General features: G+C 39.2%; 11 protein-coding genes and 3 pseudogenes. 2 read left to right on the top strand and 12 right to left on the bottom strand.

Annotated elements, in window-relative coordinates:
• Positions 1-280 precede the first annotated feature (280 nt).
• Together A6755_RS13250 and A6755_RS13245 are read left to right on the top strand one after the other, a co-directional pair.
• Complete coding sequence (locus A6755_RS13250) at positions 281-1,900, top strand: ABC-F family ATP-binding cassette domain-containing protein (RefSeq protein WP_034307325.1); 1,620 nt, start codon at positions 281-283, stop codon at positions 1,898-1,900.
• Between the two features lie 198 nt (positions 1,901-2,098).
• The gene (locus tag A6755_RS13245; RefSeq protein ID WP_053535268.1) at positions 2,099-2,371 is read left to right on the top strand and encodes a hypothetical protein; all 273 of its coding nucleotides are present in this window, start codon (positions 2,099-2,101) and stop codon (positions 2,369-2,371) included.
• Positions 2,372-2,781: 410 nt separating this feature from the next.
• Here A6755_RS13245 and A6755_RS26055 read toward each other — a convergent pair.
• The 12 genes and pseudogenes from A6755_RS26055 to A6755_RS13180 all read right to left on the bottom strand — a co-directional run.
• A pseudogene (locus A6755_RS26055) lies at positions 2,782-3,070 on the bottom strand (SPFH domain-containing protein); the annotation flags it as partial.
• A gap of 407 nt (positions 3,071-3,477) precedes the next feature.
• Positions 3,478-5,016 carry a glycoside hydrolase family 32 protein gene (locus A6755_RS13235; protein WP_063592542.1) on the bottom strand — a complete coding sequence of 513 codons (1,539 nt, stop codon included), beginning with the start codon at positions 5,014-5,016 and terminating at the stop codon, positions 3,478-3,480.
• A 104-nt stretch (positions 5,017-5,120) separates the two neighbouring features.
• Positions 5,121-6,584 (bottom strand): glycoside hydrolase family 68 protein, encoded by a 1,464-nt coding sequence (locus tag A6755_RS13230; RefSeq protein WP_034307331.1) that lies wholly within the window; start codon positions 6,582-6,584, stop codon positions 5,121-5,123.
• A 147-nt stretch (positions 6,585-6,731) separates the two neighbouring features.
• Positions 6,732-8,006, bottom strand: coding sequence for an ABC transporter substrate-binding protein (locus A6755_RS13225; RefSeq protein WP_063590916.1), 1,275 nt, complete (start codon positions 8,004-8,006; stop codon positions 6,732-6,734).
• Positions 8,006-9,172, bottom strand: coding sequence for a response regulator (locus A6755_RS13220; protein ID WP_063590915.1), 1,167 nt, complete (start codon positions 9,170-9,172; stop codon positions 8,006-8,008). The genes A6755_RS13225 and A6755_RS13220 overlap by 1 nt, the downstream gene beginning before the upstream one ends.
• Positions 9,150-10,979, bottom strand: coding sequence for a sensor histidine kinase (locus A6755_RS13215; protein WP_063590914.1), 1,830 nt, complete (start codon positions 10,977-10,979; stop codon positions 9,150-9,152). Before A6755_RS13215 ends, A6755_RS13220 begins: the two co-directional genes overlap by 23 nt.
• A gap of 266 nt (positions 10,980-11,245) precedes the next feature.
• Positions 11,246-11,776 (bottom strand): annotated as a pseudogene (locus A6755_RS26050) (iron chelate uptake ABC transporter family permease subunit); the annotation flags it as partial.
• Between the two features lie 1,034 nt (positions 11,777-12,810).
• Positions 12,811-13,647 carry an alpha/beta fold hydrolase gene (locus tag A6755_RS13200; RefSeq protein WP_034307338.1) on the bottom strand — a complete coding sequence of 279 codons (837 nt, stop codon included), beginning with the start codon at positions 13,645-13,647 and terminating at the stop codon, positions 12,811-12,813.
• Positions 13,648-14,010: 363 nt separating this feature from the next.
• On the bottom strand, positions 14,011-14,616 hold the full coding sequence (locus A6755_RS13195; protein ID WP_063576003.1) for an alpha/beta hydrolase: 606 nt from the start codon (positions 14,614-14,616) through the stop codon (positions 14,011-14,013).
• On the bottom strand, positions 14,613-15,569 hold the full coding sequence (locus A6755_RS13190; protein WP_377307312.1) for a ring-cleaving dioxygenase: 957 nt from the start codon (positions 15,567-15,569) through the stop codon (positions 14,613-14,615). The genes A6755_RS13195 and A6755_RS13190 overlap by 4 nt, the downstream gene beginning before the upstream one ends.
• A gap of 96 nt (positions 15,570-15,665) precedes the next feature.
• Positions 15,666-16,607, bottom strand: a complete 942-nt coding sequence (locus tag A6755_RS13185) for a ring-cleaving dioxygenase (protein WP_063590911.1) — start codon at positions 16,605-16,607, stop codon at positions 15,666-15,668.
• 311 nt (positions 16,608-16,918) lie between these two features.
• Positions 16,919-17,992 (bottom strand): annotated as a pseudogene (locus tag A6755_RS13180) (low temperature requirement protein A).
• Between the last annotated feature and the right edge of the window lie 222 nt (positions 17,993-18,214).

Raw genomic sequence — 18,214 nt, 5'->3', positions numbered from 1 at the left:
TGAGACTTTATACCCATAATCGTAGTCAATAAAAAAATAGTACTTACATTTATAGGTTGCAATTTATAAACAAAATTAAATCCTTGTGTAATTTTTGCTTATAAACGTTTGTTTTTACTAATCTGCCTTTAATTTTCCTAAGAAATAAGATACAATTTAAATGATGCACAGTTTAAAACATACAAGATCGTAAACTGCTGTTTGTATGAATCAGCGTAAAACTAATGAAACAAAGTGTTGAACACGTTGAAACAAAAGTATTTTGGAGGAATGTAAATAAATGATTACAGTAAATAATGTTGGTTTACGTTATGGCGATCGTAAACTGTTTGAAGATGTTAATATAAAATTCACTCCTGGTAACTGCTATGGCCTGATTGGTGCGAATGGTGCCGGTAAATCCACTTTCTTAAAAATCCTTTCCGGTGAAATTGAAGCACAATCCGGTGATGTCCATATGGGGCCAGGCGAACGCCTTGCCGTTTTAAAGCAGGATCATTTCGCTTATGAAGAGGAAGAAGTCCTTAAAGTCGTCATTATGGGACACGAAAGATTATATGAAGTCATGCAAGAAAAAGATGCCATCTATATGAAGGAAAACTTCACCGATGAAGACGGAATGAAAGCGGCCGAGCTTGAAGGGGAATTTGCCGAATTAAACGGATGGGAAGCTGAACCCGAAGCTTCAATCCTCTTAAAAGGCCTTGGGATTACAGAAGACCTTCATACGAAGAAAATGGCTGAATTGAACGGTGGCGACAAAGTTAAAGTATTGCTTGCCCAGGCACTATTCGGTAAACCGGATGTTCTATTACTGGATGAGCCTACCAACCACTTGGACTTAAAGGCGATCAAATGGCTGGAAGAATTCCTAATCAACTTTGAAAACACTGTTATCGTAGTTTCCCATGACCGTTACTTCCTTAACAAGGTTTGTACACATATCGCGGATCTTGATTTCGGTAAAATCAAAGTTTATATCGGTAACTATGACTTCTGGTATGAATCAAGCCAGCTTGCCCTAAAACTGACTCAAGATGCCAATAAGAAAAAAGAAGAAAAAATCAAAGAGCTTCAAAATTTCATCGCGCGTTTCAGTGCCAATGCATCCAAATCGAGCCAGGCGACATCCCGTAAGAAATTATTGGATAAAATCAGCTTGGATGACATCGAGCCTTCTTCACGCCGCTATCCATATGTCGGCTTTACTCCTGAACGTGAAATCGGGAACGACCTGCTTCGTGTAGATGGAATCTCGAAAACGATCGATGGCGTAAAAATATTGGATAATGTCAGCTTCACGATGAATAAAGGCGACAAAATTGCATTTGTCGGTAAAGATGAGATTGCTAAAACAACAATGTTCAAAATCTTGGCAGGTGAAATCGAACCGGATGGCGGCTCATTCAAATGGGGCGTTACAACCTCTCAGGCTTACTTCCCTAAAGATAATGCTGAATTCTTTGAAGGTGTCGATTTAAATCTTGTAGATTGGCTTCGTCAATATTCTCCTAATGACCAGAGCGAAAGCTTCCTGCGCGGTTTCTTGGGCAGAATGTTATTCTCTGGCGATGAAGTCACGAAAAAGGCAAGTGTACTTTCAGGGGGCGAAAAAGTCCGCTGTATGCTTTCCAAAATGATGTTAAGCGGTTCGAACGTCCTAATGCTTGATGAACCTACCAACCATCTGGACTTAGAGTCGATTACGGCATTAAACAACGGTTTAATCAGCTTTAAAGGATCTATGATCTTCTCTTCTCATGATCATCAGTTCATCCAAACTATTGCGAACCGGATCATTGAACTTACTCCAAAAGGTACAGTCGATAAGCAAATGAGTTATGATGAGTACCTTGAAAATGGCGAATTGCAAAAACAAGTCGCTGAAATGTACAAATAACACTTTTATGAAAGCACATCCTTATTGGATGTGCTTTTTTCGTTCCCTATTCTTGCTGCCTGCATTTATTCCATACCTTTAATGTATTGAAGGCATAAAAAACACGCTGCAATAAATATAATAATATTCCCTGAAAGATGAGCACTGAATAATTTCATGGATAAAAAGGTATATTGATAAGGAAGGAGTGAGTTAGAATTGGATGGTCATACAGTGAAAAATATTTTTGATGATACAGGATATCTTTTTTTATATGATAAATTCAGTTATCATTTTTATATATCCGGATTGTTCGATGTAGTGGAACAAGAAAAAGTAATCTCGGATTTTTTAAATTCTTATGGCTTCGATGATAAAAACCCTCTCTTTTTTGACGACTTTTCCTATTACTTTAATTGCTTTCATTATTCACACCAGAAACAAAGGATGATGAATTACTTGAAAACCGAGTATGACGACCATATTTGTTAAGTAGTATAAAAGGCCAGATAAACTGTCAAAACTATTCAAAAAAGGTAAGAGTATAATCGTCCCTTACCTGAGACTATAGGCAAACTTGATTAAAATTGAGTTTGCCTTTAGTTTTTTTATGGTTGTAGATGTTGATTTTCGCTCCAGGCACTCGCTTTCCGCGGGCGGTCCGGGAAGCCTCCTCGGCGCCTTTGCGCCTGCGGGGTCTCCCCTGGACGCGTTTTTCCCGCAGGAGTCTCGCACCTTTCTCTCCAATCAACTTTGGTTTAACTTTTAGATAATAGTAGTCTACAAACCGTAGCTCCCTTGTCTATATGATTGGACCTGCAGTTTATTGCCTATATAATTGGGATGTTGATTTCCGAACCCACTTTGTCTACATACTGGGGTAAGTGCCCCTTAAATTTCCCCCTGTTATTCTTGCTTGCTGCCATATTCATGTTCGCTTCGGCTCGCTTGATTCGCGTTTTTTTTCTCTGCATCGACGGAGCTATATCGGCCTCCCTCACCTGCGTAATCCTTGGCTTTCCAAGCGACTCAAGATATCCATTTTTATCCCAAACGTCTTTATTGGTGGACGTTACGATAATGAGTCCCATTTTAGCTAAGTCCTGCGAGGCTACCCCCTTTACTTTACTAGGAAAACTTTCGATGGTTTTTATAAATTTCCTTTACTGTCATTGAACCGAAGATGCCCCTCCTTGTCACAGGGTTGTATTACGGGAGAAATTATATGGTATATGAGTATCGATTAAACCCAAGTGTTTCTGGGAGAAATAAAACCTAAAATTGTATCTTTTCCGTAAGGTGTTAAGAACTAAGGTTCTGTTCAGAAAACCTAAGTTTCTTAACACATTTTAGCTGAAGGATTTATGAAGATTTTCCTCATCTGTTTATGTTCCATAACTCATACATTTTTCTATGATCAGTTACTATGACAAAGATAAGTTTCAGTACATTAAGACAGTCTTAGCTTATAGAAATCGGGCTTTTTCTATGTCGAAATGTTGGTGGGGCCCCTTTTAGTAAATTTTCATATTTGAAGAGTTATTTCTTATAAAAGAATGTATGTGTACTCATATGAAAGGTATCTGCCAAGATGAGATTCAATTAATCGGATCAAAATGTGTAACCTTCATATTCTTAAAGATCGCTTTGCCGCCCTCGGAGAAGAGAGTAATTCCCTTATCTTCGGCAAGAGGGAATATTAAGTTTGAATAAGCAACCTTTCCATCATCCACAAAAACTTCAATACTCGTTTTATCGACGAGAATCTTTAAATGTACCTTCTTCTTACTGACATCAAATGGTGCAGTACTTTCAACCAACTGATTCGTTTCGTCAGGTTGATCTGTGAATACCCGATTGACATAAGAGTAATTTCCTTCTGCAGAGATGCCTACGTCAACGTGGCGTTTTTGATCATCTGACTCCCTGAGCCTAAATCCTGCATTCTTAAAATCCGACCATGAGAGATCCGCCTCTATTTGATAGGCATCTCCTTTAAAATCAAGTGTTTCCGAGCCATCCACTTCGATTTCATTAAAAGAATTCGTTGAGCTTGTCAATTCTTTTAATGCTTCTGAAGGCTGTGAAGAAAGATAATACTTATTCTCGCCTTCACGCTTTAGTTCAATTTGACGGACGATCGAATCCATTCCGTTAAACCCTTCTTTTAATGTCGGCGTATTGTTGGCGTAGGCCCAGTTATTCATCCAAGCGAGGGCATAGCGTTTGTCTAATTTGTCACTTGCCTTGCCATCTTCAAACGTTACTCCGCCATACCAATCGAAACCATAGTCTAGCCATTGCGGTTCATTGTTATCTGGAAGAAATTCCGTTCCATTAAACGTTCCTGTCCAGTATGCATAGGTGTTGGGTTTCCCTGCTGCTTTTCCGTTTGCACTGACGCCCAGCACCCACTTTACTGTCCCGTCATCAGCGCGGATCTGGTAAAGGTCAGGGCACTCTAAAACTCCAATGTTCTTAGTGGAAAAACTGCTCGTATAGTGCCAATCTTTCAGGTTATAAGACTCATAAAAACCTATTTTCGATCCTTCGGCCATGGTCATGACCCATTTTTGATTCGTGTTATCCCAGATGATTTTTGGATCTCTAAAATCCTTCGTTCCTGGATTTTTCATAATAGGCTCGTCACTGTAAGAGGTAAACGTATTTCCTTTGTCCGTACTGTACCATAGAAATTGTTCTTGTTTCTGGCCATCCTTAGATGGTTGTGTTACGATCGCCACAAAAGCCTCTTTTCCAAACCCAGCTGTATTTTCCTTGTCAAACACGACTGACCCTGTCCATGGATCCCCATTTTGATTCGTATATTTTGGAATGGCAATTCCCTCATCCTTCCAGTGAATCAAATCTTTAGAGGTGGCATGTCTCCATTCTGTACCATTGCCATCCGGGTAATCTCCATTATAAAGGTAAAAATAATGATAATTTCCTTCATAGTAAAGGGGCTTCTGTGGATCGTTTTTCCAATGATCAGGAGAAGTAAAATGATAGGCAGCCCGGTATGAGTGCTTTTCTACCTTATTTGGCGGATTACCTTCTTTTGTTTTATAAAATGAATGAATCAAAATTCCTATGCAAATAACCATCCATAATCCAAGAACGAATAATCCAACCATCTTATATTTCTTTTTGTTCACTTAAACTCACCACTTTTCTCTTTTAAATAGAAAAAAGAAAATGCCAAGTTTTCCTGACATTTTCTTTTTCTTTTCACTGGTAACTACTTAACCGTAATCTGGCCTTGTTCAAGAATACTGTCTTTTACTACCGATGTTTGTTTCCCTTTAATGTTAAGCTGGAAGCTTGGGGCAAAGGTAGATTTATTGTCTTCAAAATAACCTCTGTTTGTCATGTAGCTTGTCACTACAACATTATCACTGCCAGCCTGCGGGATCGCATAGTGTGCATAGTTCCAAGTGATGTCATATGGATTTAGATCCTGATGCAGGACGATGCCCGTTTTATTTAATGGTTTATATGGGCCAGTCAAGGAATTTGACGTGTAGCCTAACATGTAAATATCTTGATTATCGATTCCATCAATGGTCATTTTTGATCCTCTTGAACTTGTAAATAAATACCACTTGCCGTCCTTTTTAAAGATGTTTGGACGTTCGATTTCATCTGTGACCGTATTTGAAACAATCAATGGCTTCATTTCTTTTTTCAATGTATAATCGTCGTTTACTTCAATAATTCCAATTGCACCGTTTGCAAGTTCAGCTAACTCTTTTTTAGGGCTTTGCATAAGTTTGTTTTTCTCACCCTGGAAGAATTTATTGCTGTTGCCATAATAAGCTCTATTGTATAGCGATTCTTCGCCTTGGTAGCCATATTCTGTACCCGTATTTGCTTCAAACACAAGGTATTTGCGGCCGTTGTCTTCTACATAGTGAGGGTCTCTGAAGGTATGATTATCAGCGGAATTTCCGTCCTCTACAAATTTATCTACAGTTTGGTAGTACTTGCTGTCTTTGCCTTCATAGATGGATTTGTAATCCTCAACACCATCCACTTTTAATGTTTCAGAATCTGGCTCTGAAAGGTTTACTTGAGCGGTTGTCAAGGTTTGTTTCCCATAATTCCCTGACTCAGGTATATACGGTTCACGGTTTGTATAGAATAAGCGAACTTCCCCGTCCTCAGTGAAGGTTGCAGAACCTGACCACTCTTCGGCTTGCTCTTTTAGGTAAGGATCATTTGGAACGTTTTTATCATTGTCATCAAATACTCTTCCAGCATTCTTCCAAGCATCAAGGGAGTTGTCGCCCACTTTTTTGTAGAATATGTAGATGAACGTATCACTCGCATTTTTAGGATCGCCTGCTAATCCAAAAACGATATGATATCCTTTGTACTCTGCAACAGTTCCATCAGCGTTTTGCAATGGCCATGTATCCCACACATCTAAATCAATGGTTTCGCCTGATTCCGTTACTTTTTTGGCAGAAGGGATGTTTTTAATTGTGGATTCGTCAAACCTAGGAACGGCATATCTAGTATCACCGTGCTGATTAATCATATCTATCATAGCTGATCGAGTGATTTGTGAAGTATCGTACGTTTCTTTGAAATCCGCCGGATCCTTTGGAGCTGCAAATGATTGGGTGACAGTACCGCTTAATAGAATGCCAGTACTAAGTATTCCTGCTGTTGCCTGTTTGGCAAGCCTGCTAAAGTTCATAAATCTTCCTCCTCGTGTTTTACGTGTTTGCTAGTACAATAGAATTATAGGCGATTCCTGAAAAGAGAGGTATGCCACATATTGATTGGAATTTAGTCGTATATTGATATCGCAGTTGTAAAAGGCAAAAAAAGCCCCGGCAAGAGGCTATTCCTTCGAAAACCTCTCCCAGGACTTCTGATATTCATTGAGCAGCTGATTGCGGTTCAGCTGTTTCCCGACATAGAGCTGAGTCGCGGCTCCGAATTCTTCCCTAATTTCAACTGGGAAGTGAAACCAGTTAGATGGGACGGTGTTCCCATCCTTGTAATTTCGAAGTGTTTCTTCTGCGAGCGGCCCTATATCATCAGTTTTAATGTTCTTAAACGCAGGAATGAATTTGAATTCTTCCGTCATGAACCGTTTTCCTTGTTCTGACAACACCATCCAATTTAAAAATTTCTTTGCTTCTTTTTTCTTTTCAGGAATGGACTGTTTATTTACGGCCCAATAATTTGGAACGCTGACGACAAGGGCTTCCTTTAAAGGTCGGTCATTAATCGGAATCGGCATAAAACCGATGTCCATGTCAGGCGAAGCTTGATCGATCATCGGCTGAATCCAGTTGCCTTGCTGAATGATGGCTGCTTTTTCGGAGGTAAACAGGTTCACTTCCATTGTATAGTCCGTAGACAGTGGATTATCGTTTCCGTACTTTATGGTGAGATCCAGCAGGGCAAGGAGATCCTTAAATGTTTGATTGGTACTGATTTTTTCCGTTCCGTTATTTAAATTTCTTATAAAAGCATCAGTATCCTTTTGCTGGGCAAAAGCAACATTCATTAGATGGTCTCCCAATTTCCAGTCTTCATAGTAGCCTGTTGCAAAGGGAGTAATGCCTGCATTCTGCAGCTTTTCGGCAGCTGCTGTCAATTCAGAAAGAGTGGCGGGCTGGTCAGTAATGCCGGCTTGTTTAAATAGATCCTTATTATAGATAAAGCCATACCCTTCGAGGTTAACCGGCATCCCGTAAATTTTCCCGTCCAATGTGACTGGCGTCAGGGATTCTTTGTATGCTTTATTAATCCAGGGCTCCCCTGAAAGATCCTCCAGATAGTTCCGCCACAGCTTGGCATTTTCATAGCCGCTGTTTGTAAAGATATCCGGACCAGTGCCGGTCGCCATTTCGGCTTTTAGGTCGGCGAGGTCATCCATTGCCCCTCCAACAGTATGTACCCTGATATTGACGTGAGGATTTTCCCGTTCATAGGCACGCGTCATTTCTTCAAATTGAGTGGAGATTTCCACTTTCGGATTCCTTAAATCCAGCGTGATTTTCCGCTCTGTCTTTTCTGTTTTTTCTGGTGGGGCTTCATCCTGACAGGCAGAAAGAGGCAGGCTGACGGCTCCGATTAACAAAAGGGATAAAAGCCTGTTTTTCATCATGTCACCCCTTTAGATTCATGTTGATCGTTCTTGTTCCTGAACTCAAAAGGCGTCATGCCGACGACCTTTTTAAATAGCTTTGAAAAGTAGATTTCATCTTGATAGCCAAGCATGGTCGAGATGGAATAAATGCTTTTGTCTTTTTGTTTCAGCCACGACTTTGCTTGGCTGATTCTAAGCTCCGTGATGTATTTGGACAGGGTCATTCCGGTTTCTTGCTTATACTTTCTTGAGATATGTTCGCGGCTTAAAAAGAAAACATTCGACAGCTTTTCCAGACTCAAATCCTCCATATAATACATGTCAACATAGGAAACCATGTCTTCCATGCGGCGAGCGGCATCTATTTCATCCAGACGGTGGATGGAACGGAAGTTTTGTTCCTCGAGCTTTTTCTGAAGAGCCTGAAACGAGGTCCTTATATCCGATAAAGTTTCGACCTGCTCTTCAGTTACAAGCCTTACCGGGATATCGAACTCCTGACTGATCCATTCCTCAACGGAGAGCCATTGATCGCGAATGGTGATAACAAGGCAGAGGTTAAGATCCGTCTGCAGGGAAAACGCATTTCCTAATTTGCGGTCCGTAAGCTCATCTGAAAGCTTTTCGATATAGAGATCCGGATTGTGCATCTGGTAAAAGGAGAGCAGCGTCAGCATATAGCCCTCAGATTCAGGAAGAAACTCGGCAAGGCTGTTTGAATCTGAACGGTCCCCGAGACATATCGCAGTGGCTAACTGGTTTCTCCGCAGTTTTTTCACATCTTCCAGCACTTCAGCATGTTCAAAGTCATCCTTCCAGGCTTGTACCGATTTTTCCAGTGTATGATTGAACGCCTCATACTCAATCGGCTTCAGCAGGTAATCAAAGCTGCTGTGCTGAATGGCTTTGCGCATATAGGAATAATCGTTATAACCAGTAATGAAAATAACTTTCCCAGGATAGGAAATGGAATCCAGCCACTCAATCAGTTCGATTCCGCCCATACCGGGCATTTTCACGTCTGTAAAGATAATCTCCGGGCGTTCTTTTTCAATCAGTGATTTTGCCTCATGGCCATTTTTGGCTTCCAATAGCTTGGTGATGCCGTGAGTTTCCCACTGGCCTAAATGGCGTATTACGTCCCGCACATTGAATTCATCATCGACAATCAGTGCTTTCACCGTGTTCATCTCCTTTCCTGAAGTAAGTCTTTATCATTCCCAAGGGGCTCTTTATCGGGATCCTCATGCTGACGGAAAACCCCAGTCCGTCATTCGAATCTACTTTCATTTCTGCACTTGGTCCATACCCTAGAAGCAGCCTGTCACGAATATTCTTCAGGCCGATATGTTCATGCGAATAAGTCCCTTCGTAAGGGGCTGTATAGATATGTTCCCGTAGAGTCTGAAGCTCTTCTTCCGTCAGACCCGGACCATCATTCTCGACAGTAAAGCACAGATCGTTTCCTTGTTTTTCCCCGTTAATGGACAAATGAGCATCGCTGTAACCTTCCTCATACGTGTGTTTAAAGAAATTCTCTGCCAGGGGCTGCAGAATCATACTTGGAATAGTCATGTCCAAAATGGACTCATCGATATTGACCGAGTACCTTACATTTTCACCAAAACGCTCTGTTTGAAGGGAGAGGTACGCTTTTGTATACTCAGCTTCATCCCGAACCCGTACCCATTGATCTGCCTGCATTGAGTAGCGCATCATTTTGGACAGCGAAGTCAGCAATTGATAGACCTTTGGTCCATTCGACCTGAGGGCAACAGCGCCGATGGATTGTAAAGCGTTAAACAAAAAATGAGGATTAACCTGTGATTTTAACGCCCTGAACTGGTTCTTCCTGTTTTCAATTTCAAGCTTATATTCACGGTCAATGTGGGAATTGATCCGGTTCATCATGTCCTTCATGTGTGACTCCAAATGGCCAATTTCATCGCTTTTGGTATCATCAAAAGGGACATTCATATTTCCGCCTTCAATGGAACGGACTTTGCTGCTCAGCCTCGTAATGGGACGGGTAATCCTATTTGAGATAATGCCTATCATCAGCAAACCCAGTATTCCTACGCCGACGCCGACAAGGATATTGGTATAGGCGGTTTTCCTGACATCTTCATATAAAGCCTGGCTCGACATGACCTTAATCAATTTCCAGCCGTTCAGTGACCCTGATAACTCTTTTGATAAGAGAATATCATCATCTTGCTGGCTCCTATTCCCGTCAAGACGTTGCTTTTCATCGGCAGGAAGAGGTTTTCCAATCAGGGCACGATCATTTGCATACATGACGCGATCTTTTGAATCAATAAGCAAAACTGAAGATGCGTCTCCCTGGACAAGGTTATTGCAAATGCGGGCGTACTCGCCCAAATCAATGTCGATTGTAATCATCCCAAGAAACTTTTTAGAAAGAACGTCTATAATTTTGTGGTGAAAAGTCATCACCATCGTTTTGTCCGATTTTGGAACAATGGCTGCATTATTGTAATTCTCAAGAGGGTGGGGCGGCTCAATCAAATATTGTGAGTCAGATGTATACAGCTGTTTGATCGGGTCCTGTTTCAGAAAATCCGGCTGGTACCTGTGTGTGCTGATCATTGCATTATAGACAGTAAATGACTCATTGTTTTTAGCAATATAGAAACGGATTTGCCGGAATTCGTTTCTCATTAGATAAAAGGTTTCGAGACTCTTTTCCATGGTCATAGGGTTGAAATATATGGAGTCTTCGAAGCCGTTTTTAAAAATCCGAAACAGATCAGGGTTGCGGTACAGAATATATGGAAAATCAATCATGTCGTCAAAATACTGCTCCAGTTCATCCGCATTCTTCTGAAGCTGCTCCCGGCTGTTTTCAAGTTCATACTGCTCCACACTGTTTTTTGTGTAAGTGTAGATGAAAAAAACGGACAGGAAGTAGGGCAGAACGATGAAAATCAGCAGCATGATCAATAAACGGCTTTGTATGCTTTTCAAAGGAGGCACCCCCTTTCGCAGAATGCTCTTTTTATTTGTCTGATCTTATCTTCTCACTTTAGCATCCTAAAACTATATCAAATCAAAAAACCAAGTCAATCATGCTTAAGTAGGATTCGTGTAATTGCATGTATCGTTATATTTCGCAGTTCGGGCTTATATTATGTTCCAATTTGCGCTGCGCCAGAGATTTGAAGATGATAAGGCAAACAAAAAAAGCTGAAGACATCTTCAGCTTTTACAAAAATTATGCTTTTTCTCCTACTCTTCATTAACAAATACATAAAATAAGGAGCCCCTATAAAGCGATCATAATCCCCGCAGGTATGTCTTTGGGTTCAAGTATGTTTCTTCCGATGGTATCTGCCAGAAGCAGCAGCCAGGCGCGGATCAGAATCGCTACCGGCAGGAAGAGCTGATTTCGAGGTCCGACCAGAGCTTTTGCAAAGTGCGGCCCCTGAGCCCGACGAAGGCGCTGCCTCCTGCGGCAAAGACAGCTGCTGCTGCAAGCGCAACCGATGTCAGCAACAGGATCGCCCTTTTTTTCAACTGATACACCTAAGCCTATTGGCACAGGTTCACTCACCCCAAAAAGATTCAGCCAAGTCGCTTTGTACAGTGTAAAGGAAATGAGCATAGCAGGTCTGAACCCCATATGTTCCCTGACAGCCAATTTGCAATAAAATCAACCTTTTGTCAATCAGCAGTGAAACAAGGACAAGCATCAGACCTGAAAGGGCCACACAAAATCCCACCCCGGTTAATACAAGATTGACTGGCTGCATTCCCGCAGTCCTTCTTCGTAATTGTCACAAGAGGTGGTAATTCGATGGCTTCAGAAGGTTTCAAACAGCAACAACATCATGTAACTTGTCGTAAATTTATGTAAATCATTAAAGTAATCATTGTCTAATTTGAACCAATAAAGTTCCGATTTAGATTTATAGTAGCCTGCCCTGTTCATCCTGAACCCATAAAACAATCCAATACTGTTTCCCCTTCATTGGTTATAGTTACGAGAATAAATTAATTAACTCAGTAACTATATTAAGGCAAAATTCATCTTCCATTTACCTTTACTTTAGAAATATTGGTCAAAATATGATGAATTATGAAAAGGATATGTCTGGACTATATTAGTATGGGGAACGGCTGTAGTGTTTTATACAAAGTATAAATTTCCTACAAGTATGTATTTGAATATCGAAGATTCTATTAACACTTATAGGAGTAGCTGTTAGTTTAAATAAAATAATTAAATAAACATTCACATAAATATAACTTTAAAACAAATCGAATAATTCAAAGTAGAGATAGAATTGATAAACAGTTGATAGAGAGACCGAAAGAAGAAAAAGTCATTCACTCTTTCAGTTAAAGCACGGTCTCGATGCAAGGACGGAAATGGGAAATAAATATAGAAATAAGCCTTTACCACTATGGGCAAAGGCTCCTTTTTTGACGAGTTTCTTCTATTAACTAGGAAAGTATTAGACTGCCTTTTTCCTTTAGAAATACATTTATAACAATTAAGGTCAAGTACATCTCGGGGTGCCCTAGATCTGCTAATAGCTATAATACTGTATATATCACAGCTAACTTTTTTATTAGCAGAACCCAAAAATGCAATTGCAGTTAACAAAAAGGGTATTGAAAAGTGTAGAATTATCCAATCAATCCCTGATACCAGTGTAATAATAATGGCTACGAGTGATTTATACTAAAAGTTAGCGACACTCTACTTCTGCCTCATATTAAGAGTTTTCCTACAACCTTATAAAAAGAAAGACTGCCCCTCCTTCTCATTTGAAATAGGATCGTCATTACTTTATTAATCTTTTAAAAATGTTAGTAACGCTTCATTAAATTCTTTTGGATGAGTTGCGTTTAACCCATGCGGACCACCCTTTATTAGAGCGAGCTTACTGCCAGGAATGGAATCATATGTACGTTTTCCACTTAACTCAAAAGGTACAGTTGCATCAGAGTCTCCGTGAATAATAAGAGTAGGTATATTGAACTTTTCCAAGTCCTTTCTAAAATCTGTCTTACTAAAGGCCGTTATACAATCGAGCGTACCCTTAGGTGAGGCACTGGCTGCAATATCCCAGTTATATAAACGGAATGGCTCACTAACTAAATCTGTTTGATTACCCGCCGCGAAAAATCCCTTCGTAAATTTGTCAAGAAATGCAAGGCGGTCATTTATCACGCCACTTTTGAATTCTTCAATTGTTGCATCATCTAATGCTCCTTCAGGGTTATCCGCTGATTTGTATAAATAAGGAGGAACTGCTCCAGCAAAAACAGCCTTTTCAATACGATCTGTTCCATACGTACTAATGTATCGAGCTACCTCACCTCCACCCATAGAAAAACCAACAAGTGTGACATTTTGAAGATCTAAATGTTCTAACAGTTTATGTAAATCGGAAGCAAATGTTTCATATTCATATCCTTCCCATGGCTGGGATGATTTTCCGAATCCTCGACGATCATATGTTATGACTCTGTAACCTGCTTCAATAAGAGCTGGCACCTGATATTCCCAAGAGCGTCCACTTAAAGGCCAACCATGTATTAAGACAACAGGTTTCCCTGAACCCTGGTCCTCATAATAAAGTTCAATTGGAGCATGATTTTCATTACCTACAGTAAATTTTGCCATATAAATTTCCTCCCATGAATTAAACCTATATTTTTGCTTCTCTAAAAAAACTCTTCACTCCAAAACATTTACATATTTTTTGCAAAAATGTTTATAGGATTATTATATTCCCTACTATCTAAATTGTAAAATTATTCAAAAAATATTATTAGATTACAATTTATTTGTTTAAACCAAGGTGTGTAAATTATTAAATAATATTGAAAAAACTAAACTTAAAAATCGAATTAAAGATTTCTAAGCAACTCCAATTAAGTTGGAATTAAGAATCACAGCCCTTCCTAAAACATCAAGGCTTATTTATCGATTTCACTCTGCAAAGTTTAAGTTATTTACAAAAAAATTAATTTGTATTACTAAAGTTTAAAAGACCCTACGATACCAGTGAGCCGCAGCTTCAACTTCATCAACAGTCAATTGATGCCCCCTATTTTCCCAATGAATTTCAACTTTTGCATTAGCCTTTTCAAATAAGGATTGAAGTTCAGTAGATTCCATCGGCGAACATATAGGATCATTTTTACCAGCAGCAATAAATACTGATTTTCCTGACAAATCAGGAAGAACAATTCCTTTTCTCGGTACCATCGGGTGATGGAGACTGGCTCCCTTTAATGCATTTTGATAGTGAAATAATAAACTAGCAGCTATATTAGCTCCATTTGAGTATCCAATGGCAATCATGTTTTCTCGATCAAAATTATACTTTGCAGCAGAATCATCAAGAAACTCATATAATTCTTTTGTACGGAAAATCAGATCTTCCTCATCGAATACACCTTCAGCTAATCTCCGAAAGAATCGAGGCATTCCATTTTCCAATACATTTCCGCGGACACTTAGCACTGAAGCCTCGTCATCAATCCTTCCCGCTATAGGTAATAAATCTAATTCATTTCCGCCAGTACCATGTAGTAATAATAACGTTGGTTTCGTTGAATCTTTACCCTTATTAAATATATGTTTCATGATTGATCTCCCTCCAGAACGCGAACTTCCACAGTAGGTAAGGCTTCTTCTAATTCTTCTCGTTTTGGCTCCAGCCAAGATGGCAACATCAGTTTACTTCCAAGCTTAGCGACAGCTTCATCAACGGAAAAGCCTGGCGGATCTGTCGCTATTTCAAAAAGGATACCGCCTTGTTCATGGAAATACACAGCTTTGAAGTAGTTGCGATCACGAATCTCAGTCGGATAATACTCCTTATCTTGAAGAAGTGTTCTCCATCTCAATAGATCTTGGTCATCCTTTGCCCTCCATGCGATATGGTGAACAGTTCCAGCCCCTTTTAGCCCGCGAACCGAAGGAGTTAGCTTAATATCAATTGTATTTCCAAACTGACCATCCGATTTAAACCTAAGGAAGCTCGCTTCTTGCCCAAGACATTCGAGCCCTAATACGTTTTCAAGCACATTTGCAGTTTTATTAGGCTGAGTTGAAATTAATATAGCTCCACCAAACCCTTTAATTGCAACCTCTGAATCGACTTCCCCAAAACTCCAATTATTTTTTGGCCCTTCATTTCGTTCCACTAATTCAATTTCGAGACCATCTGGATCTTGAAATTGTAAATATTTTTCTCCAAAACGTACTGATTGAATAAACCTAATTCTAAATTTCCCTAAACGATTTTCCCAAAATTCAATCGATTGATTCGGGATTATAAAACTGGTTACACCAACCTGTCCTGTTCCAATTCGACCTTTTAACTGCTTTGACCACGGAAAAAAAGTTATAACAGACCCAGGTTGACCAGTTTCATTTCCAAAATAAAGATGATAGACTTCTGGACGATCAAAGTTTATCGTCTTTTTTACAAGTCTTAACCCCAGTATGCCAGCATAAAAATCAATACTTCTTTGGGCATCGTTCACCATTGCTGTTATATGATGGATCCCTGTTGTTTTTTGCAACCTCACCATTCCCATTCTCTTCATTAATTTGATCAAGAAATTAATTAGGTCTCTCTATGGAAAAAATCTCACCTAATTTTGCATAATTTGTAACAGCTAACCAGCTCACAACTCTAATTCTCTTACCTCAAATGGTATTAAACTTTGTTTAATCTGCCCTCTAGACTGTTCATACTGCTTTGGCAACATTAATTTTTCTCCCATCGTCGCTTCAGGTTCATCGTGAGCAAATCCTGGAGGATCTGTTGCAATCTCAAAGAGAATTCCCCCGTGTTCTTTAAAGTAAATCGCATTAAAATAGTTTCGATCTCGTACAGGAGTTACCCCATATCCGTTTTCCTCAACATATTTTTGCCATTCCAATTGGTCTTGATCATCCTTTGCCCGCCATGCAATGTGGTGTACGGTTCCAGCACCCATTGTCCCGCGTCCTATTGCCGTTAATTTTAAGTCAATGACATTGCCAATTTCTGCTGAAGAACGGTAACGTGCAAAGTCGCCATCCTTGCCGATTAATTCTAGTCCCAATATGTTTTCTAACAATACAGCCGTTTTGTCAGGATGGGTCGATAATAAAGTAGCACCGCCAAAGCCTTTAATAGCTACCTCAGGTGTTACCCCGCCAAAGGTCCATGCATTTACTTCCCCTTCTTCCCTTTCAACAATTTCCAAGTGTAGCCCATGCGGGTCATCAAATTCCAAGTATTCCTCGCTAAAGCGCTCCCTTACGGTAAAAGGAATATTGAAGGATTCCAGTCTTTTTTTCCAGAACTTCATAGCTCCTTTTGGAACAACATATGATGTAACGCCTACTTGACCATCACCAATTTTGCCTTGACTAGCTCCTGCCCATGGGAAAAATGTCATGATTGTTCCTGGTTTTCCACCCTCATTGCCAAAATAAAGATGGTAGGTACCTGGGTCATCAAAATTGACAGTTTTTTTCACTAAACGTAAACCTAATACACCTGCATAGAAATCAACATTCTCTTGAGGATGACCAACAATTGCAGTAATGTGGTGAATACCCATCGTTTTTTTACTCATTTTATTTTCACTCCTCTTTTTATTTCTGGTTAGACACTAACCTTAAAAAAGCATCGCCAATTTGTCGATAATTGTATATGCGACTTTATGGGTGTTTTTTCCTTTGTCCAAAGTTTTTTATTGTCTATAAATATTGGATCTTTAATTTTATTAAAAAAAGAAGCATGGAAATTATTCACAATACCATTTTTATTTCAATCAACTTATGGATAAACTGATTCAATATCAAATGGAAAGAATACCAATATATACAAATAAACCAGCACTATAGATTGATACTGGTTTAATTGATGCTTTTATTTATGTAGTTGTTAATTAGCATAGATGATAAAAAACAGGGTTAATTGTCCTATTATCATAATATTTGGTACTACTACAATCAAATTAAAAAGAAAAAAGACTGGTAAAATCCCTAAAAACAAGCAAAGATGATAAATTTTCAAATGGTGTTGTTCACACCTGTATTGATGAAAAGCAATTGTAGTTGACAGAAAATAGAGCAATGCATATCCAAAAACAAAATATAGGATAAAAGAATATAGGACCCCATGTAAAATAGTAGTCTAATGGAAGCTGCAACCATACTCAATGACATAAAAATCAACAGATGACCGTAAATAATAATTTGACCGGAAGTTTGTCTGGACTTGTTGAGTTCCTTCTCCATGTTATCGAAATATTGCCACCACATCGAAATAATGAGGATAAATGAAATGATCGCAAAGCTTATTGAATCCCAATTTCCTTGTTTAGGATGAATCATCGCAAGAGTGCTTATAAGAGCTTCCCCAAAGAGAATAATGGAAAATAGACCAAATCTCTCTAACAAGTGGGCTGTATTAGTCGGAACCTTTTCTAAACACTTTCTTCCAAGCAGTGGGATAATAATATCGATAAGAATTCCGAAATACAACTCAGCATACCGAATCCAAGAATCAAAAAAGACGGATAATAATGAAATAACGATTCCAATCCAAAAATATCTTCCTAGAAAGAGTGCTCCTTGCTTACGAACTCCTGCTTCTATCCGCTGGACAATAAGATATTGGATCGCAGTCACGGCCCTTAACCCAATATAACCTATCAAAAAAGAAAGATAATAAGGATCAAAATCTGCTGACAGGCTTGATGTCATTATTAGGACATAACATTTGCAGAATCAAAAAGATTCGTTAATAAAATAAATCTTTTCCGAAACGGTTAACAAAGATGGTTTGCCTCTCCCTAGCCCACCAGATCGGAATGAAAATTAAGACGAATTTCACTAAATACTCTATATGGATATGACCATCTTCAACATGAAGTAAAACATGATTTGCAACCGAAACCGTCGCAAACAACAAATCATAAAATAGTTCTAACCACGCAACTTTCTTTTCTTCCATTTCTGCAATCCCTCCAATTTTTTTATAGTTAATAGCAAACTGGAAATATATGTTTATTCGAAGAGGAAATAATATAGACATAGTCTATTTGCCATAGCTTGCAAACACAATCCAATAATAAGAAAACCAATGAGAGACCCTTACATCCTAGATTATTTGTACTAAACACCTCATTAAATTAAACAGTTTGATCATTAGGCATAAAGCCACTTTTTTACGTTG

It is taken from the genome of Peribacillus frigoritolerans (genome assembly GCF_001636405.1).
Classification (GTDB): domain Bacteria; phylum Bacillota; class Bacilli; order Bacillales; family DSM-1321; genus Peribacillus; species Peribacillus frigoritolerans.
Note: the sequence above shows the minus strand (reverse complement) of the source record. Positions and strands in the feature narration are given on the sequence as shown.